Origin of the sequence: Aeromonas sp. Y318-1 (assembly GCF_027706125.1) — a bacterium.
Classification (GTDB): Bacteria; Pseudomonadota; Gammaproteobacteria; order Enterobacterales; family Aeromonadaceae; genus Aeromonas; species Aeromonas hydrophila.
On sequence record NZ_JAPDCM010000010.1, the window covers coordinates 92,874 to 110,283 of the forward strand.

At 64.9% G+C, this 17,410-nt stretch carries 15 protein-coding genes; 4 read left to right on the forward strand and 11 right to left on the reverse strand.

The genetic code is table 11. The features are described from left to right. Nucleotides 1-48: 48 nt before the first annotated feature. From cysG to OKB87_RS15870, 5 genes are all read right to left on the reverse strand, one after another. Nucleotides 49-1,455, reverse strand: coding sequence for a siroheme synthase CysG (gene cysG, locus OKB87_RS15850; protein ID WP_270827965.1), 1,407 nt, complete (start codon nt 1,453-1,455; stop codon nt 49-51). A gap of 12 nt (nt 1,456-1,467) precedes the next feature. Further along, nucleotides 1,468-2,280 (reverse strand): nitrite transporter NirC, encoded by an 813-nt coding sequence (gene nirC, locus OKB87_RS15855; protein WP_102989835.1) that lies wholly within the window; start codon nt 2,278-2,280, stop codon nt 1,468-1,470. Between the two features lie 51 nt (nt 2,281-2,331). Continuing rightward, nucleotides 2,332-2,649: a nitrite reductase small subunit NirD gene (nirD, locus tag OKB87_RS15860; RefSeq protein ID WP_065475151.1), complete on the reverse strand. Its 318-nt coding sequence runs from the start codon at nt 2,647-2,649 to the stop codon at nt 2,332-2,334. A 100-nt stretch (nt 2,650-2,749) separates the two neighbouring features. Then, nucleotides 2,750-5,296: a nitrite reductase large subunit NirB gene (nirB, locus tag OKB87_RS15865; RefSeq protein WP_270827967.1), complete on the reverse strand. Its 2,547-nt coding sequence runs from the start codon at nt 5,294-5,296 to the stop codon at nt 2,750-2,752. 287 nt (nt 5,297-5,583) lie between these two features. Then, entirely contained in the window at nt 5,584-6,495 is a 912-nt protein-coding gene (locus OKB87_RS15870) for a LysR family transcriptional regulator (protein WP_270827968.1), read from the reverse strand. Nucleotides 6,496-6,662: 167 nt separating this feature from the next. On the opposite strand from OKB87_RS15870, the gene OKB87_RS15875 reads away from it, so the two are divergent. Beyond that, nucleotides 6,663-8,087, forward strand: a complete 1,425-nt coding sequence (locus OKB87_RS15875; protein ID WP_270827969.1) for an MFS transporter — start codon at nt 6,663-6,665, stop codon at nt 8,085-8,087. A 92-nt stretch (nt 8,088-8,179) separates the two neighbouring features. On the opposite strand, the gene hslU is transcribed toward OKB87_RS15875, so the two are convergent. From hslU to argS, 4 genes are all read right to left on the reverse strand, one after another. After that, nucleotides 8,180-9,508 carry an HslU--HslV peptidase ATPase subunit gene (hslU, locus tag OKB87_RS15880; protein ID WP_270827970.1) on the reverse strand — a complete coding sequence of 443 codons (1,329 nt, stop codon included), beginning with the start codon at nt 9,506-9,508 and terminating at the stop codon, nt 8,180-8,182. Nucleotides 9,509-9,600: 92 nt separating this feature from the next. Next, nucleotides 9,601-10,134: an ATP-dependent protease subunit HslV gene (hslV, locus tag OKB87_RS15885; RefSeq protein ID WP_005340772.1), complete on the reverse strand. Its 534-nt coding sequence runs from the start codon at nt 10,132-10,134 to the stop codon at nt 9,601-9,603. 187 nt (nt 10,135-10,321) lie between these two features. Further along, nucleotides 10,322-11,161 (reverse strand): SPOR domain-containing protein, encoded by an 840-nt coding sequence (locus OKB87_RS15890; RefSeq protein WP_011707775.1) that lies wholly within the window; start codon nt 11,159-11,161, stop codon nt 10,322-10,324. Nucleotides 11,162-11,164: 3 nt separating this feature from the next. Beyond that, complete coding sequence (gene argS, locus OKB87_RS15895) at nt 11,165-12,910, reverse strand: arginine--tRNA ligase (protein ID WP_270827971.1); 1,746 nt, start codon at nt 12,908-12,910, stop codon at nt 11,165-11,167. 313 nt (nt 12,911-13,223) lie between these two features. Here argS and OKB87_RS15900 point away from each other — a divergent pair, with 313 nt between their 5' ends. The 3 genes from OKB87_RS15900 to OKB87_RS15910 all read left to right on the forward strand — a co-directional run bounded on the left by OKB87_RS15900 (nt 13,224) and on the right by OKB87_RS15910 (nt 15,150). Then, nucleotides 13,224-13,790 (forward strand): LON peptidase substrate-binding domain-containing protein, encoded by a 567-nt coding sequence (locus OKB87_RS15900; protein WP_049045479.1) that lies wholly within the window; start codon nt 13,224-13,226, stop codon nt 13,788-13,790. Between the two features lie 132 nt (nt 13,791-13,922). Then, on the forward strand, nt 13,923-14,492 hold the full coding sequence (locus OKB87_RS15905) for a sigma-70 family RNA polymerase sigma factor (protein WP_252411236.1): 570 nt from the start codon (nt 13,923-13,925) through the stop codon (nt 14,490-14,492). Beyond that, nucleotides 14,485-15,150, forward strand: a complete 666-nt coding sequence (locus tag OKB87_RS15910; RefSeq protein WP_270827972.1) for a ChrR family anti-sigma-E factor — start codon at nt 14,485-14,487, stop codon at nt 15,148-15,150. The genes OKB87_RS15905 and OKB87_RS15910 overlap by 8 nt, the downstream gene beginning before the upstream one ends. A gap of 62 nt (nt 15,151-15,212) precedes the next feature. Here OKB87_RS15910 and bacA read toward each other — a convergent pair whose 3' ends face one another. After that, a complete protein-coding gene (bacA, locus tag OKB87_RS15915) occupies nt 15,213-16,028 on the reverse strand; it encodes an undecaprenyl-diphosphate phosphatase (protein WP_016352313.1) in 816 nt (271 codons plus the stop codon). Between the two features lie 192 nt (nt 16,029-16,220). Beyond that, on the reverse strand, nt 16,221-17,231 hold the full coding sequence (locus tag OKB87_RS15920; RefSeq protein ID WP_270827973.1) for an aldo/keto reductase: 1,011 nt from the start codon (nt 17,229-17,231) through the stop codon (nt 16,221-16,223). Nucleotides 17,232-17,410: the final 179 nt, after the last annotated feature.

Sequence of the window (17,410 nt, forward strand, 5' to 3'; positions counted from 1 at the left end):
CAGAAAAAGAAACGCCACCCGAGGGTGGCGTTGACATAGATGCAGCGATCAGGCCGAGGCCAGGGCCGCATCTGCGGCGCATCCTTGCCCGAACCAGGCAAGCTGGTCCGCCAGGGTCACCACAGATCCCACCATGATGAGGGCCGGACTCTCGACCCCCACCGCCAGCGCGGGCAACTGATCGAGGGTGCCGCGAATGACCCGCTGGCTTGGCTGGGTGCCGCGCTCGATCAGCGCCACCGGGGTGTCGCCCGCCTTGCCGTGGGTCAGCAACTGCTCGCGGATGGTGGCGCAGGAGGAGAGCCCCATGTAGAACACCAGGGTCTGTTTGTCTTTGGCCAGCAGCGGCCAGTCGAGATCCTGGGCGCCCCCTTTGCCGTGGGCGGTGACGAAGCGCACGCTCTGGGCGTGATCGCGGTGGGTCAGCGGAATGCCGGCGTAGGCGGCGCAGCCGCTGGCCGCGGTGATCCCCGGTACCACCTGAAAACCGATGCCGCTGCCCACCAGCGTCTCCAGCTCCTCGCCGCCACGGCCGAAGATGAAGGGGTCACCCCCCTTCAGCCGCACCACCCGCTGGCCCTTCTTCGCCTCGTCCAGCAACAGCTGGTTGATCCCCTCCTGCGGCACGCAGTGATTGCCCGCCTGCTTGCCGACGAAGATGCGCTTGGCATCCCGGCGCACCAGCGCCATCACCTCGTCGGAGACCAGCCGGTCATAGACCACCACGTCCGCCTGCTGCATCTGGCGCAGGGCGTGCAGGGTGAGCAGGCCTGGATCGCCGGGGCCTGCCCCCACCAGCACCACCTCGCCACCGGTCTGGCTCTCGTCGGCAAACAGGCTGTCGGCCAGCTGATTGGCAGAGGCGCTATCGCCCCGTGCCAGCGCCTGCCCGAGCCGGTCCGCCCCGAGCAGCCGTTCCCAGAAGCGGCGCCGCTCGCCCATGCTGGCGAAGCGGGCCTTGACCCGCTCCCGCAGGCTGCCGGCGAAGGCCGCAACGGCGCCCAGATGCTGGGGCAGCAAGGCTTCGAGTTTTTCCCGCAGCAAGCGGGCTAACACTGGGGCCTTGCCGCCGGAGGAGATGGCCACCATCAGCGGCGAGCGGTCGATGATCGACGGCATGATGAAGCTGGAGCGTTTCGGGTCATCCACCACGTTGGCGAAGATCCGCGCCTGATTGGCGCTCTGGTAGACCAGGGCGTTCACCTCGCGCCGATCGGTGGCGGCCACCACCAGCCACTTGCCCGTCAGTTGCTGCGGCGCGAATTCACCGGCCAGCCACTCGATGCTGCCGTTGGCAGCCAGTTCTGCCAGCTCGGGGTCGAGCTCGGGCGCGACCACGGTGAGCTGGGCACCGGCATCCAGCAGCAGGCGCGCCTTGCGCTCCGCTACCTCGCCGCCGCCGACCAGCAGCACGGGTTTGTTGTCGAGTCGGCAAAAGATGGGCAAGTAGTCCATGGGGCCTCCTGATCAGGCGGTTTGAGTCTGGTTGGCAGTGGTGGTGGTCTCGCTCACCGCGACCGGGCGCTCAGCCTTGGGGGTGGCATACCAGTAGCCGAGGCCCATGAAGAGGGCGCCGGAGACGGTGTTGCCCAGGGTCACCCACAGCAGGTTGTGGCCGATGCCGCCCAGGGTGTAGGCCTCTGAATGGGCACCGAACCAGGAGAGGGCGAACAGGGTCATGTTGGCGACCGAGTGCTCGTAGCCGGAGGCGATAAAGGCCAGCAGGCACCACCAGATGGCGATGAACTTGGCGGCACCCTCGGTGCGCAGCGCCATCCAGATGGCGAGGCAGACCAGCCAGTTGCACAGCACGCCCTTCATGAACAGGGTCAGCGCCGGTGCCTGGGTCTTGGCCAGCGCCACCTTGTGCGCCAGGCTGCCCGCGTCCGGTAGCAGGCTGCCGCCGTAGGAGTAGATCAGCGCCACCGCGATGGATCCGAGCAGGTTGCCGGCCCAGGTCTGCGGCAGGATGCGCAGCAGATCCCCCATGGAAATCTTGCCGGTCTTCACCCCGAAGGTGAGGAACATGGTGTGGCCGGTGAACAGCTCGGAACCGGCAATGATGACGAGCGTCAGGGCGATGCCGAAGGTGGCCCCCATCACCAGTGGACGGATGCTCGGATCCACCAGGTTGCCCAGGGTGAAGATGAGGATGATGCCAAGGCCCACATAGGCCCCCGCCATGGCAGAGCTGAGCCAGAAGCCGAGCTTGTCGCTGCGCTCGAAGCGATTGATGCGGGCCGCGTTGGCGGCGCACTTGTTGATGGTTTCGGTATACATCTTTGTTTCCTTCAAGAGGGCCGCCCGCGGGCAGCCCTGATATGCATGGTGTTAGACGGTGACCCAGACTTGTTGGTCGCGCACTTCGACCGGGTAGCTCTGGACAGACATGGCTGCATTTTCGAGGCAGTGGCCGTCGCGCAGACGGAAGTGCTGCTTCTTGAGCGGGCTGGCGACCCAGAGCTCACCTTCGTGTTCACCTACGATGCCACGCGACAGCACGTTGGCGGCGAAGAAGGGATCCCGGTTGTCGATGGCGAACACCTCGGCCGCCGCGCTTGGGCGGAACAGAGCGATCTGGCGGCCCTCAATAAGTGCGCACACACCGGTTCCCGGCAGGATGTCGTTGAGTTGGCAGGCAAGTTTCATCGCTTAATCTCCACCTCGAGTTGGATGGACTGGCTATCGAGCAGGGCGCAAACGTCCATGCAGCCCGGCAGGATGTCATTGAGTTGGCAGGCAAGTTTCATCATTTGGTTTCCACCTCGATCTGGTAGACGGGGATGCGCTCGGCCGGGGTCGCCGGTCGGTGCTGGTCGCGTTCGCTGACGAACTGAACGTCCGGATCGCGCTTGTCGCTGTTGATGAAGTGGCTGAAGCGCTTGAGCGCCTCCTCTTCGTTGAGGGTGCGCGACCATTCGCACTCGTAGCTGTCGATAAGGCGTTGGATATCGCGCTCCAGCGTGTCGGCCAGTCCCAGCTTGTCGTCGACGATTACCTCGCGCAGGTAGTCGACGCCCCCTTCCAGATTGCCGAGCCAGACCGAGGTGCGCTGCAGTTTGTCGGCGCTGGTGACGTAGAACATCATGAAACGGTCGATCAGCTTGATCAGCGTCTCGCGGTCGAGGTCAGACGCCAGCAGATCGGCGTGGCGCGGCTTCATGCCGCCGTTGCCGCCTACATAGAGGTTCCAGCCCGCGTCGGTGGCGATGATGCCGACGTCCTTGCCCTGCGCTTCCGCACATTCGCGGGTACAGCCGGAGACACCGAACTTCATCTTGTGGGGGGTGCGAATGCCCTTGTAGCGATTCTCGAGGAAGACCCCGAGGCCGACGCTGTCCTGCACGCCGAAGCGGCACCAGGTGCTGCCGACGCAGGTCTTGGCCATGCGCAGCGCCTTGGCGTAGGCCTGACCGGTCTCGAAGCCCGCCGCCAGCAGTTTGCGCCAGATGGCCGGCAGATCATCCTTCTGGGCTCCGAACAGACCGATGCGCTGGGCGCCGGTGATCTTGGTGTAGAGCTTGTAGTCGCGGGCCACTTCGGCCACCGCCAGCAGCCCTTCCGGGGTCACTTCGCCGCCGGCCATGCGCGGGATGACGGAGTAGCTGCCGTCCTTTTGCATGTTGCCGAGGAAGATGTCGTTGGTGTCCTGCAGCTGGGTATTGAGCGGGCTCAGCACATAGTCGTTCCAGCAGGAGGCGAGGATGGAGCCGACGGTCGGTTTGCACACCTCGCAGCCATGGCCGTGACCGTGCTTGGCCAGCAGCTCGTCGAAGCTCTTGATCCCTTCTACCTTGACCAGGTGGAACAGCTCCTGACGGGAATGGGGGAAGTGGCCGCAGAGGTGGTTGTTGACCTCGATGCCCTGCTTCACCAGCTCGGCGTTGAGCACCTGGCTGATGAGCGGCACGCAGCCGCCGCAGCCAGTACCGGCCTTGGTGTGCTGCTTGATGGCGGCCAGCGTGGTGTGGCCTTCGGCCACCGCCTTGGCAATGTCGCCCTTGGAGACATCGAAGCAGGAGCAGATCTGGGCGCTCTCCGGCAGGGCATCCACCCCCAGGGTCGGTTTGGCACCGGCGTAGGCGGGCAGGATTAGGGTGTCCGGGTGGCTCGGCAGCGGCAGGGCGTTGAGCATCATCTGCAGCAGGTTGCCGTAGTCATCCACATCACCCACCAGCACGGCGCCAAGCAGGCGGCTGTTGTCTTCGCTCACCACGATCTTCTTGTAGACGCCGGCCTGGTCGTCCTGGAACACATAGCTGTGGCTGCCCGGGGTGCGGCCGTGGGCATCACCGATGGAGCCGACGGAGACGCCGAGCAGCTTGAGCTTGGCGCTCATGTCCGCCCCTTCGAAACGGCTGTCGCCGCCGAGCAGATGGTCGACGGTGATCTGGGCCATCTTGTAGCCCGGCGCCACCAGCCCGAAGAAGCGGCCCTGCCAGGCGGCGCACTCGCCGATGGCGTAGATGTCGGGGTCGGAGGTGAGGCAGTGATCGTCGATCAGCACGCCGCCACGGTCAGCAATGGCCAGTTCACAGTAACGGCCCAGGGTATCCTGCGGGCGGATGCCGGTGGAGAAGACCACCACGTCCACTTCAAGCTGGCTGCCGTCGGCGAAGGCGAGGCGGTGCTGGGCGTCGCGGCCGCCGTGCATCAGGATCTCGCTGGTGCTCTTGCTGGTGTGTACCTGTACCCCCATGGATTCAATCTTGCGGCGCAGCAGCTGGCCACCCTGACCGTCGAGCTGCTCGGCCATCAGCACCGGAGCAAACTCCACCACGTGGGTCTCGAGACCCAGTGCCTTGAGGGCGCCGGCGGCTTCGAGGCCAAGCAGACCGCCCCCGATCACCACCCCGCTCTTGCCGCTCTTGGCGGCGCTGCGAATGGCTTTCAGATCCTCGATGGTGCGATAGACGAAGCACTCGTGATGCTGACTGCCCTGGATGGGCGGCACCCAGGGGTAGGAACCGGTGGCCAGCACCAGCTTGTCGTACTCGACCACAGTGCCCTTGTTGGAGTGCACTTCGCGGTTGGCCCTGTCGATTTTTTTCACCGCTTCGCCGAGCAGCAGGCGGATGCCGTGCTTGTCGTAGAAGCCGGGTTTGACGAGGGAGAGATCTTCGCTGGTGTGATGGGAGAAGTAGGAGGAGAGATGGACGCGATCGTAGGCGGGACGGGGTTCTGCACCGAAGACGGTGATTTCGTAGCGGCCCGGGTCGGCCCGCTCGATCAACTCTTCGATGAAGCGGTGCCCCACCATGCCGTTGCCCACAACGACCAGTCTGACTTTGCTCATAGTTGCCTCAAGTTTGGAGTAATAAAACATCATTCTGAGGCTAGGCTACCCAGTCGGCAGGGGCAGACGATTGATGCAAATCAAGTGTCTATTTATATATCCCCTCAGGGGTAATTCCTGATAATTCAAAGCTATACATAAATAGGTATACCAGTGGTGCAATTGGTGGCGGAATGCGGATCGGGACCGCAGCAGCAGGGGCGGCCTGGCTGACCACGCAAAGCAAGGCCCGTACTGCCAAAAGGCGTGAAAGATTCCTTCATTGGCAGTTTGGCGAGGGGAGGGGCCTACGGCAGGGGGCGGTAGGGGGGTTGGGCGCAGATGTCGCGAATGAGGGTGCGCAGCCAGCGGTGGGCCGGATCCGCGTCCAGCCGGGGGTGCCAGAGCAGGGCGACCCGGATCCCGGGCAGCGTGAAGGGCAGGGGGCGTGCAACCAGATCGCCCAGCAGGGCGGCGCAGTGATGCTCCGGTACCGTGGCCACCAGGTCGCTGCCGCGCACCAGCGCCAGCGCAGTGGCAAAGCCGGGGACCAGAGTGGCGACGGTGCGGGTCAACCCCAGCTTGGTCAGCGCCTCATCGACCGGGCTGTGGGGCTGGCCGCTGCGGGACACCAGCACGTGACGCGCCTCGGCATAGTGGCTAGCGGTCAGCGGGCCATCGCACAGTGGATGGCCCGGCCGCAGCACCGCGACGAAGTGGTCCTGAAACAGCGCCTGGGTACGCAGCTCTGGCGCCGTGGTGGCGCTGATGACCCCGGTCTCGAAATCCAGCTCGCCACTGCGCAGGGGGCCACTCTCCTTGTCGGGTTTGGCCAGAAAGTGCAGCCGCACCCCCGGCGCCTCGGCGGCGAGCCGGCTCAGCAGGGCGGCGCCGAACAGTTCCACCAGCCCCTCGCTGGCGCGCAGGGTGAAGGTGCGCTCCAGCCGCGCCGGGTCGACCTCCAGCCGGGGGCGCAGTACCTCCTCGGCTTCCTGCACCAGCCGGCCGACCTGCTCGCGCAGCAGCAACGCCCTGGGGGTGGGCACCAGACCGCGGCCGGCCCGTACCAGCAGCGGGTCGCCGGTGGTCTCGCGCAGCCTGGCCAGGGCCCGGCTCATGGCGGAGGGGCTCAAGCCCAGTCGTCTGGCCGCGCCCGCCACACTGCCTTCGTCCAGCAGGGCATCCAGGGTGATCAGCAGGTTGAGGTCGGGAGTGCTCATGTGCATGCCTTCATCGAGGTGGGTGCAAGGGGCCAGCTTCATCATACCCGAGAATGGACTCCCTCATATGGCGTCCAGTGCATTGATAAGCTGCAACTGGTGCGTCTTCCGCCTGTTCACCGGCCCCACTAGCCTTGTCGTCATCACCCCCTTGTGGAGCCCGGATCATGTCACCCTTCACCCACGTTTTACCTCCCGCTGCGCGCCGCCTCGGTCTGCTGGCGCTGGGCCTCGCCACCCTGTTGCCCATGTTGGCGGGGAGCATGGCCAGCATGCTGCTGCCGGCACTGGGCGCGGACTTTGCCGTTCCCTTCGCCAGCTTGCAGTGGGTGCTGGTGGCCTATCTGCTTGGGCTCACCTGCCTGACGGTGGTGGCGGGCCGGCTGGGGGACAGGTTCGGCCGGCGCCGCCTGCTGCTGTGGGGCATGGGACTGTTTGTGCTGGCCAGCCTGCTCTGCGCGCTGGCACCGACCATCGGCTGGCTGCTCGCCGCCCGGGTGCTGCAGGGGGCGGGAGCGGCCTGCATGCTGGTGCTGTCGCTGGCCATGGTGGGCCAGCTGGTGTCGCCGGCCCGGCGTGGCCGGGGCATGGGGCTGCTCGGTACCCTCTCGGCCTGCGGCACGGCCCTCGGCCCCTCGTTTGGCGGTCTGCTGCTGGATATTGCCGGCTGGCAGCCGGCCTTTCTCGCGCTGCTGCCGATCGGCCTGCTGGCGCTGGTCTGTGGCCTGTTCGGTCTGCCTCGGGATGCGGCGTACACAGAGGGGGAGAGGCTCAATCTGGCGAGTCTGTCGCTCTTGCTGGTGGCGCTGCTCTGCTACGGGCTGGCCCTCACTTCGACGGCGGCGCTGGCCCTCTGGCTGGGGGGCGGGGCGCTGCTGGCCACCGCCTGGCTGGTGCGCAGCGAGCTGGGTGCTGCCGCCCCCCTGTTGCCGCTGGCGCTGCTGGGTACTCGTCAGTTGCGCGGTGGTCTGGTGGCCAGTGCGCTGGTGGCTGGCATCATGGTGCTGACCCTGCTGATCGGCCCCTTCTATCTGCAGGGGGTATTCGGGCTCGACCCGCTGACCAGCGGGTTGCTCATCTCGGGCGGGCCCCTGCTGGCGGCGCTGACCGGGCTGCCCGCCGGCTGGCTGGTGGACAGGGTCGGCGCCATCACAGTGGTGCGGCTGGGCTTGCTGCTGATGAGCGCCGCCGCGGCCTTGCTGGCGGTGCTCAGCCCAGCCCTTGGCCCGCTCGGCTATCTGCTGCCGATCCTGTTGCTGACCGCCGGCTACGCCCTGTTTCAGACCGCCAACAACAGCGCCGTGATCGGTGGCAGCGGCGGACAGGCGCGCGGGGCCGTGGCCGGGTTGCTGACCCTGGCGCGCAATCTGGGTCAGCTGACGGGGGCGGCCGGGCTCGGCGCCCTGTTTGCCGGTCTGGCGGGCGGGGGCGATCCGGCCGTCGCCAGTGCCAGCGAGCTGCACTTCGCCATGCAGGCCAGCTTCGCCCTAGGCGGCGTGTTGCTGCTGGCTGCGCTCTGGCTGGCGGGAAGAGACCAGTGCAGTACGCCGGGCGAAACGACCCGGGCAGGCTGCGAGTCAGGAGGGTGCTGAAAACAAAGACGCCTCCACAGGGGAGGCGTCTTGTTATGAGATTGAGCGGTTCGCTTACAGGATATTAAACCGCTCAGCTCCTCGTTCTCGATTTACAGGATAAAGCGGCTCAGATCCTCGTCTTCAATCAGCTTGCCGAGGTGGGCGTTGACGTAGTCGGTGTCGATGACGAAGGTTTCGCCAGACTTCTCGGAGGCGTCGTAGGAGATGTCTTCCATCAGGCGCTCCATCACGGTGTGGAGGCGGCGGGCGCCGATGTTTTCGGTGCGCTCGTTGACCTGCCAGGCCGCTTCGGCCAGACGGCGGATGCCATCCTTGGTGAACTCGATCTTGACCCCTTCGGTAGCCATCAGCGCCTGGTACTGATCGGTCAGCGAGGCGTTCGGCTCGGTCAGGATCCGCTCGAAGTCATCGGTGGTCAGCGCGGTCAGCTCGACCCGGATCGGCAGGCGGCCCTGCAGCTCGGGGATGAGGTCAGACGGCTTGGCGATCTGGAAGGCGCCGGAGGCGACGAACAGGATGTGGTCGGTCTTGACCATGCCGTGCTTGGTGTTGACGGTGCAGCCCTCGACCAGCGGCAGCAGGTCGCGCTGTACCCCTTCACGGGAGACATCGGGGCCCGAGCTCTCGCCGCGCTTGCAGATCTTGTCGATCTCGTCGAGGAAGACGATGCCGTTGTTCTCGACCGCGGCGATGGCTTTCTGCTTCAGCTCTTCCGGATTGACCAGGCGGGCCGCTTCCTCTTCGATCAGCGCCTTCATGGCCTCTTTGACCTTGATCTTGCGCTTCTTCTTCTGGTTATGGCCCAGGTTCTGGAACAGCCCCTGCAACTGGTTGGCCATCTCTTCCATGCCCGGCGGGGTCATGATTTCGACGCCCATCGGGGAGGCGGCGAGCTCCAGCTCGATCTCCTTGTCATCCAGCTGACCTTCCCGCAGTTTCTTGCGGAAGATCTGGCGGGTGTTGGAGTTGTCGGCTTTCTCTTCCTCACCCCAGCTGTTGCGCGGGTTGGGCAGCAGGGCGTCGAGGATGCGCTCTTCGGCGGCTTCCTCGGCGCGGTATTTCATCTTCTCCATCTCGGTTTCGCGCACCAGCTTGATGGCGGCATCGGTCAGATCGCGGATGATGCTGTCCACTTCCTTGCCGACATAGCCCACTTCGGTGAACTTGGTCGCTTCCACCTTGATGAAGGGAGCGTTGGCCAGCTTGGCCAGACGACGGGCGATCTCGGTCTTGCCGACGCCGGTCGGGCCTATCATCAGGATGTTTTTCGGGGTCACTTCATGGCGCATCTCTTCATCGAGTTGCATCCGGCGCCAGCGGTTGCGCAGGGCGACGGCGACCGCGCGCTTGGCGTCGGCCTGGCCGATGATGTGACGATCCAGCTCGTGGACGATTTCTCTCGGGGTCATCTCGGACATGATGGCGTTCCTGTATCCGGGGCGGGCAGGGCCCACCCCTTGGAAAATGGGGTTTGGCTGGCGGCCTTATTTGGCGGCCCTGTTTCGCCGACTTATTTAGCTGAATAATCCAGCACTTCGATGGTGTGGTTGCCGTTGGTGAACACACAGATGTCGCCCGCAATCTTGAGGGACTTCTCGACAATGGTCCTAGCATCCAGCTCGGTGTTTTCCAGCAGGGCGATGGCGGCGGACTGGGCAAAGTTGCCGCCGCTGCCGATGGCAATGAGATCGTGCTCCGGCTGCACCACGTCACCGTTGCCGGTGATGATGAAGGATTTGTGCTCGTCGGCGACGGCCAGCAGGGCCTCGAGGCGGCGCAGGGCGCGATCGGTGCGCCAGTCCTTGGCCAGCGCCACGGCGGCGCGCTCCAAGTTGCCCTGATGGGCCTGCAGTTTGGCTTCGAAGCGCTCGAGCAGGGTGAAGGCGTCGGCGGTGCCGCCGGCGAAACCAGCCAGTACCTTGCCGTTGTAGAGGCGATGAACCTTGCGGGCGTTGCCCTTCATGACGGTGTTGCCAAGGGAAACCTGGCCATCGCCACCGATGACGACCTGACCGTTGCGGCGAACTGAAACTATGGTAGTCACTTTACTTACCTCGCTTGAGCCGAATGACGGCCTGACTGTGCATGGCAAGAAAGATGGGGATGGCAAACCGGCTTTTCAAGCCTGCGGTTTAGGGAGACCAACGGGGTGGGAGAGGCTCGGGGGCAACTGGCACCAAAAGAAACAGGGCCGGGTGTTGCCACCCGGCCCTGTGGTATGGACGCGGCGATCAGCCCTTCTTGGGGATGCAGCCGCTGATGCCGGAGCCCTGCAGCTTGCGGTTGGCCGCATCGGCCGCCGCCTTGCCGCTGAAGGGACCGACCATCACCTTGTAGACGGCGCCACCGGCCCCGTTGACCACCTGCAGGCTGGAAGAGAGCCCGGCGGTGAAGGCGATGCGCGCCTTGAGCGATTCGGCGGAATCCTGCGAGCGCAAGGCGGCGCACTGCATCATGTAGCGTTCGTTGTCGGCCGTTGCAGGCGGGGTCGCCGCCTTGGCCTTGGCGGCCTCGGCTCGTTCCCGCTCCAGTTCGGCACGCAGCTCCCGCTCCATCCGATCCCGTTCGGCCTTGCGGTCGATCACCTGCTCCTGGGCACTGGCCACCGGTGCACCGGTCGCCGGCTTGGCCGGTTGTACCGGTTGCGGCTTGTAGGGCTGCACCTGACCGATGGGGGTACCCGGCTGGGGAATGTCGGTCGGCACCGGTTGCGGCAGCTTCTCCGGCTGCAGGGTCATGGTTTCCGCCGGCGGTGGTGGCAGCACGCCCGGCTGGGGCGGCGGCTCGGTGATATCGACCTGCTTGTTCTCCAGCCGTTCGATATAGCTCCACTTCTCCTGCGGCAGTCCGTTGTTCTGTGCCTTGGGCTTGTTGGCTTTCACCTGCTCTTCGATGGTCGGGGCATCATGACCCTTGCCACTGATGGTGTAGAGGAAGCCACCGAACCCTGCCAGCAGCGCCCCGGCCAGCAGGGCCGGGATAACAGGAAAGCGGCGAGGTGCCGCTTTCTTGGTGTTGCGACCACCCGCCCGACGTCGCGGGCGGCTGCCGACATAATCCCGGGTCGCCATCTATTACATGCGCTCCAGGGTGTGGATGCCCAGTACGCCCAGACCCAGCTTGAGGACCTTGGCGGTGGCGGCGCACAGCAGCAGGCGGCTCTGACGGGTCGCTTCGTCGACGCCATCCTTGTTGATCGGGCAGGCTTCGTAGAAGGTCATGAAGTTGCCGGAGAGCTCGTACAGATAGGTACAGAGCAGGTGCGGCATGCCCTTGTCCGCCACGCCGTTGACCGCGTCGGAGAACTGGATCAGCTTCTGGGCCAGCACCTCTTCCGCTTCCTCGTTCAGGATCACATGACCGCTCAGGGTGTCGGCATCGACGCCGGCCTTGCGGAAGATGGACTGGATACGGGTGTAGGCGTACTGCAGGTACGGCGCAGTGTTGCCTTCAAAGGAGAGCATCAGATCCCAGTCGAAGATGTAGTCGGTGGTACGGTTCTTGGAGAGATCCGCATACTTGACCGCGCCCATGGCGATGGCGTGCACCACCTGGGCCTTCTCTTCGGCGGAGAGGTCGCTGTTGCGGCTCTCCAGCAGGGCGCTGGCGCGCTCTTCGGCTTCGTTCAGCAGTTCGACCAGCTTGACGGTGCCACCGGAACGGGTCTTGTAGGGACGGCCGTCCTTGCCCAGCATCATGCCGAAGGCGTGGTGCTCGAGCGGTACGGATTCCGGCACATAGCCCGCCTTGCGGGTGATGGTCCAGGCCTGCATCAGGTGCTGGTGCTGACGGGAGTCGATGAAGTACATCACCCGGTCGGCGCCCAGGGTTTCGTAACGATATTTGGCACAGGCGATGTCGGTGGTGGTGTAGAGGAAGCCGCCATCGCTCTTCTGGATGATGACGCCCATGGGCTCGCCATCCTTGTTCTTGTACTCGTCCAGGAAGACGACGGTGGCGCCTTCGCTCTCGACCGCCAGGCCGCGCGCTTTCAGATCGGCGACGATCTCCGGCAGCATGTCGTTGTACATGGACTCGCCCATGATGTCCTTGTTGGTCAGGGAGACATTCAGGCGGTCGTAGTTGCGCTGGTTCTGCTCCATGGTCATGTCGACCAGCTTCTTCCACATGGTGCGGCAGTACTCATCGCCGCCCTGCAGCTTGACCACGTAGTTGCGCGCGCGCTCGGCGAAGGCTTCGTCTTCGTCGTAGTGGCGCTTGGCCTGGGTGTAGAAGGCTTCCAGATCGCGCAGCTCCATGTCGGAGGCGTGCTCGTTGGCCATCTTCTCCAGATAGGCGATCAGCATGCCGAACTGGGTACCCCAGTCGCCGATGTGGTTGGCACGCACCACCTTGTGGCCGAGGAACTCCAGTGCGCGGGCGGCCACGTCACCGAGGACGGTGGAGCGGATGTGGTGCACCGCCATCTCCTTGGCCACGTTGGGGGCGGAGTAGTCCACCACCACGGTCTGCGGCGCCGGCAGCTTCACGTTGGCGTTGGCAGAGACGACCATGGCCTCCACCTGGCCGGCCAGCCAGCTCGGGTCGAAGAAGAAGTTGATGAAGCCGGGGCCGGCGATCTCGACCTTGGCGATCAGATCGGAGGCGGGCAGGTGCTCGATGATGGCAGCGGCCAGCTCACGGGGATTCTTGCGGGCCGGTTTGGCCAGCAGCATGGCCAGGTTGGTGGCCAGGTCGCCGTGAGCCTTCTCCTTGCATCGGTCTACTTGCACGCGGGCTTCCAGGTCCGCCGGCAGGACGCCCGCAGACTTCAGATTGGCTACCGTTTGTTCAAGTAGATGATGAATATGCTCTTTCATAACTGACCACCAAGGTTGCGCGTCGAAAAATGACTGGTATATAAGGGCGTGAATTTTACCCGCATCGGCCCGAGAAAACTATAGGGACGGCCCGCCGGAGTTGGATGGGCGGATATTTCACTGCATTTGGCACCGTAATCCAGAATATTGGACGGAAATTGTGGTGCTTATCCATTTCTACTGCATATCGAAGCGGCTTGTCCAGGCTATTTTCCCCTGATTGTTAAGGGGTTTTTTATTCCAACTCGTTCTGAATGATCTGCCCCGTCGGCACGGTCGTATCAACAGGGACCTTTTACCGAGGAATCTGTCGATGAAACTGGCGCTGTTTCCCCTCTCGGCCCATCTGCTGCCCGGCGGCATCATGCCGCTGCGCATCTTCGAGCCCAGATACCAGCGCATGATCGCCCAGGCGGGAGATCAGGGCTTCGCCCTCTGCATGCTGGATCCCCGCCAGCCCGATGCGCTGCGCAACATGTACCCCATCGCCACCCGGGTGCGGATCGTCGACTTCGATCAACTGCCGGACGGCCTGCTCGGCATCACGGTGCTTGGCATGGAGCGGGTCAGGATCACCGATCTGTGGCAGGAGGCAGACGGCTTGCGGATTGGGGAGGTGGAGCAGTTGCCCCCCTGGCGTACCGGCCGGCTCAATGCCGACCAGCACTCGCTGGCCAGGGCGCTGCAGGAGGTGTTCGAGGACTACCCGGAATACGCGGCCCTCTATCGCAACCCCGACTGGGGCGATGCCAGCTGGGTGGCCCAGCGCTGGCTGGAGGTGCTGCCGATCCCGGTAGAACAGAAGCAGTGGCTGGTGGCGGCGGAAGACAACCAGCCGGCGCTCTCCCTGCTGAGCGGGTTGCTGGTCGCCAGCCACTAAGCCCTCTTTGATACGGCGCCGGTGATCCTTTTGCCGCGGCGCACGTATTGGCACTCATCACCCTCTTCAAGGTACGGCGCCATGGCATATACTGGCCAATCACAATCGACTCCGCACAGGATATCGCCCCCCATGGATGACCCCGCCGGCGATCTGAAATCCCTGCTGGTGCGGGTGGCCGAGCATGGCGACAAGGCCGCCTTCGCCACCCTGTTCCAGCACTTTGCCCCGCGCATCCGCAGCTACGGGCTGCGCCACCTCGGCAGCGAGGCCAACGCCATGGAACTGGTGCAGGAGACCATGTTGCTGGTGTGGCAGAAGGCCCGGCTCTATCACCCCGACAAGGGGGGGGCCACCACCTGGATCTACACAGTGATGCGCAATCAGGGCTTCGACATGCTGCGCCGACGCCGCGCCAGCAAAGAAGAGCTGTGTGCCGAGGAGCTGTGGCCCATGCTGGAGTTCAGGGCGGAAGAGGAGCACCTGAGCGGCGGCGAAGACGCCGTGCTGACCCGCCAGATGGCTCATTACGTCGGCACCCTGCCGGAACCGCAGCAGCAGGTGGTGCGCGGCATTTACCTGCAGGAGCTCTCCCAGCAGGAGCTGGCAGACCGGCTCGGCGTGCCGCTCGGCACCATCAAATCCCGCCTCAGATTGGCATTACAAAAATTGAAGGAACAAGTGGAGCAAGGCCATGATTAAAGCCCATCCCGTTCAGGCCATGTTGCGCGCCTTTGCCGCCGACGAACTGCCCCTGCCGCTGGCCGTCGGCGTTTCTGCTCACTGCGAGCTCTGCCCCGATTGCGCGGCCCGGCTGCGGGCCTGCGAAGAGGAGCTGGCCCGGCAATACCTGGCGCCCACCGAAGAGTGCGAGCCCTTGCCGGCGGCGTTCGATGCCATGCTGGCCGGCATCCTGCAGCAGCCGGTGGCCAGTGCGGCCGCGTTGAGTCAGTCGGCGGCGGTCCAGCCCGAGCTGCAGGTGGCGGGCCAGTCGTACCGGTTGCCGCGGGTGCTGGCCCGTCACCACGCCCCCAGCTGGCGTCACATCGGCGCCATCCGGCAGGTGAGCCTGCCGCTCGACGAGCAGGGGGCCCGCGCCAGCCTGCTGCACATAGAGGCGGGTGGCCGCATCCCGGAGCATACCCACAAGGGCTACGAGCTGACCCTGCTGCTGGCTGGCATCATCGAAGATGGCGATACCCGCTATCAGGCGGGGGACTTCATCTGGCGCGATGCCAGCCACGCCCACAGCCCGCACACCCCGGACGGCTGCCTCTGCTACACGGTGCAGGATGCGCCGGTACAGTTCACCAAGGGGCTGTCGCGACTGCTCAATGGCATCAGCCATCGCCTCTACTGAGCCATGGCAGCAATAAAAAAAGGGACCCTCGAGGTCCCTTTTTGCATGGTGTCGCGGCCGGATCAGGCGACGAACACCAGATAGACGGCGAAGGCCACCACGAAGCGGTAGATGGCGAACGGGATGAAGTCGAGGCGACGGATCAGCGCCAGGAAGGTCTTGATGGCGATCATGGCCACCACGAAGGCGGTGATGAAGCCCACCGCGAACATGGGGAAGTCGGCCATGGAGAGCAGATCCCGGCTCTTGTAGAGATCCAGCCCGCTGGCCGCCACCATCATGGGCACCGCCAGGATGAAGGAGAACTCGGCCGCCGCCTGGCGGCTGATCCCCATCAGCATGCCGCCGCTGATGGTGGCACCGGAGCGGGAGAAACCGGGCCAGAGCGCCAGACACTGGAACAGACCGATGCCGAGCGCCTGCTTGTAGCTGATGTCGTCCAGGGTTTCGGAGCGCACTGCCGGGCGGAACTTCTCGGCGATGATCAGCAGGATACCGCCGGCCACCAGGGCGTACATCACGGTTTGCGGGCCGAACAGATTGGCCTTGATCCAGCTGTGGATGGCGAGGCCGATGATCACGGCGGGCAGCATGCCGAGGATGATGTGCACCAGCGAGAGGGTGGCGTGTCCCTGCGCCGGTTTCTGGCCGAAGTGGATGCCGATCAGGCCAAACAGGCGGCGCCAGAACACGGCGACTACCGCCAGGATGGAGCCCATCTGGATCACCACTTCAAAGGTGGCAGCCTTGGGGCCATCGAAGCCAAGCAGGTGGCCGACGATGATCATGTGGCCGGTGGAGGAGACGGGGAGGAACTCGGTCAGGCCCTCCACTATGCCCAGTACGAAGGCGACAAACAGGGCGTAAGACTCTGTCATGTTTCAGATCTCTTGATTATTGGTCCGGATGAAGTCGGCCCCGAGCCGAGCCAGGGGCGACCAATGATGGAGGAAAATCGGGCGGGCAACCAGTGAATATTGTGTCGGCGCCAGGCCGCGCCGGCGGGATCGACGGCGGGGCCATGGGTTTTCGTTCGGGTCAGATTTGTTCGCTGTCGGCCTCGGCCTCGATCAGGCGGTGCCCTGGCTGGCCAGGATCCCCTCGATTTGCTGCAGCAGCGCCGCATCCAGCGGGGGTTGGGCCTGGGCTTCCACCGCGCTGACAATCTGTTGCGGGCTGCTGGCACCGATCAGGGCGCAGCTCACCACAGAGTCGCGCAGCACCCACTGCAGCGCCAGTTGCGACAGTGGTTGGCCCCGCTGCTGCGCCAGCGCATGCAGGGCTCGGATGGTGGCCAGCTTCCCGGCGGTGATCTGCTCGGGTTTGAGGAAGGGGCTGGCACTGGCGGCGCGCGAATCCGCTGGAATGCCGGCCAAGTAGCGATCGCTCAGCAGCCCGCCGGCCAGCGGGGAGAAGGCGACCGCCCCCATGCCGTGCTCGCGGCAGACCGGCAGGGTTTCGGGCTCAATATCGCGCTGGAACAGGGAGTATTTGAGCTGATTGACCAGACAGGGGGTGCCCAGCTCCGCCAGCCGGGCGGCGGCCTGCGCGGCGAGCGGGGCCGGGTAGTTGGAGAGGCCGACGTAGAGCGCCTTGCCCTGACGTACCATCAGGGCCAGCGCCTGACAGGTCTCTTCCAGCGGGGTACGCGGATCCGGCCTGTGGTGATAAAAGATGTCCACGTAGTCGAGACCGAGCCGGCGCAGGCTCTGGTGCAGGCTGGCAAACAGGTATTTGGCGCTGCCGCCATCGCCGTAGGGACCATCCCACATGATGTACCCCGCCTTGCTGGCGATGATGAGCTCGTCTCGATAGGGAGCCAGGCTCCCCTTGAGCAGTTTGCCGAAGGTGAGCTCGGCCGACCCCGGCGGCGGCCCGTAGTTGTTGGCCAGATCGAAGTGGGTGATGCCCAGATCGAACGCTTGGTGCACCATGGCTTTCGCGGTGGCGGGATCGCACTCGGCGCCGAAGTTGTGCCAGAGGCCTAGACCGATGCCGGGCAGGCGCAGGCCGTGGCGACCGGCGGGTCGATAGGGCTGGCGCTGATAGCGGTCGGGGGCGGCGAGGTAGTGATCATCCATAACGACTCCTTGCGTGGACTTGTGTGCGAGCGGATGTGATGGGTGACCCCGCGCCCTCTTCATCCGCCATGTCGGCGTGGAGCAGAGCGCACGGGGCCAGCGTGTAGCCAGAGTGCCGCGAAACGGTGACGCCGCCCCGGCCGCGCCTGGGATTGTCAGCGTAGGCCTGGCGGAGGGCG

What these genes read in the sequence shown, in the direction of transcription:
- nirD (WP_065475151.1), bottom strand. Translation starts at nt 2,649, where the DNA reads ATGAAACTTGCCTGCCAACTCAACGACATCCTGCCGGGAACCGGTGTG.
- OKB87_RS15875 (WP_270827969.1), top strand. Translation starts at nt 6,663, where the DNA reads ATGTCACCCTTCACCCACGTTTTACCTCCCGCTGCGCGCCGCCTCGGT.
- cysG (WP_270827965.1), bottom strand. Translation starts at nt 1,455, where the DNA reads ATGGACTACTTGCCCATCTTTTGCCGACTCGACAACAAACCCGTGCTG.
- OKB87_RS15900 (WP_049045479.1), top strand. Translation starts at nt 13,224, where the DNA reads ATGAAACTGGCGCTGTTTCCCCTCTCGGCCCATCTGCTGCCCGGCGGC.
- hslU (WP_270827970.1), bottom strand. Translation starts at nt 9,508, where the DNA reads ATGTCCGAGATGACCCCGAGAGAAATCGTCCACGAGCTGGATCGTCAC.
- nirC (WP_102989835.1), bottom strand. Translation starts at nt 2,280, where the DNA reads ATGTATACCGAAACCATCAACAAGTGCGCCGCCAACGCGGCCCGCATC.
- OKB87_RS15890 (WP_011707775.1), bottom strand. Translation starts at nt 11,161, where the DNA reads ATGGCGACCCGGGATTATGTCGGCAGCCGCCCGCGACGTCGGGCGGGT.
- bacA (WP_016352313.1), bottom strand. Translation starts at nt 16,028, where the DNA reads ATGACAGAGTCTTACGCCCTGTTTGTCGCCTTCGTACTGGGCATAGTG.
- OKB87_RS15910 (WP_270827972.1), top strand. Translation starts at nt 14,485, where the DNA reads ATGATTAAAGCCCATCCCGTTCAGGCCATGTTGCGCGCCTTTGCCGCC.
- OKB87_RS15870 (WP_270827968.1), bottom strand. Translation starts at nt 6,495, where the DNA reads ATGAGCACTCCCGACCTCAACCTGCTGATCACCCTGGATGCCCTGCTG.
- nirB (WP_270827967.1), bottom strand. Translation starts at nt 5,296, where the DNA reads ATGAGCAAAGTCAGACTGGTCGTTGTGGGCAACGGCATGGTGGGGCAC.
- OKB87_RS15905 (WP_252411236.1), top strand. Translation starts at nt 13,923, where the DNA reads ATGGATGACCCCGCCGGCGATCTGAAATCCCTGCTGGTGCGGGTGGCC.
- OKB87_RS15920 (WP_270827973.1), bottom strand. Translation starts at nt 17,231, where the DNA reads ATGGATGATCACTACCTCGCCGCCCCCGACCGCTATCAGCGCCAGCCC.
- argS (WP_270827971.1), bottom strand. Translation starts at nt 12,910, where the DNA reads ATGAAAGAGCATATTCATCATCTACTTGAACAAACGGTAGCCAATCTG.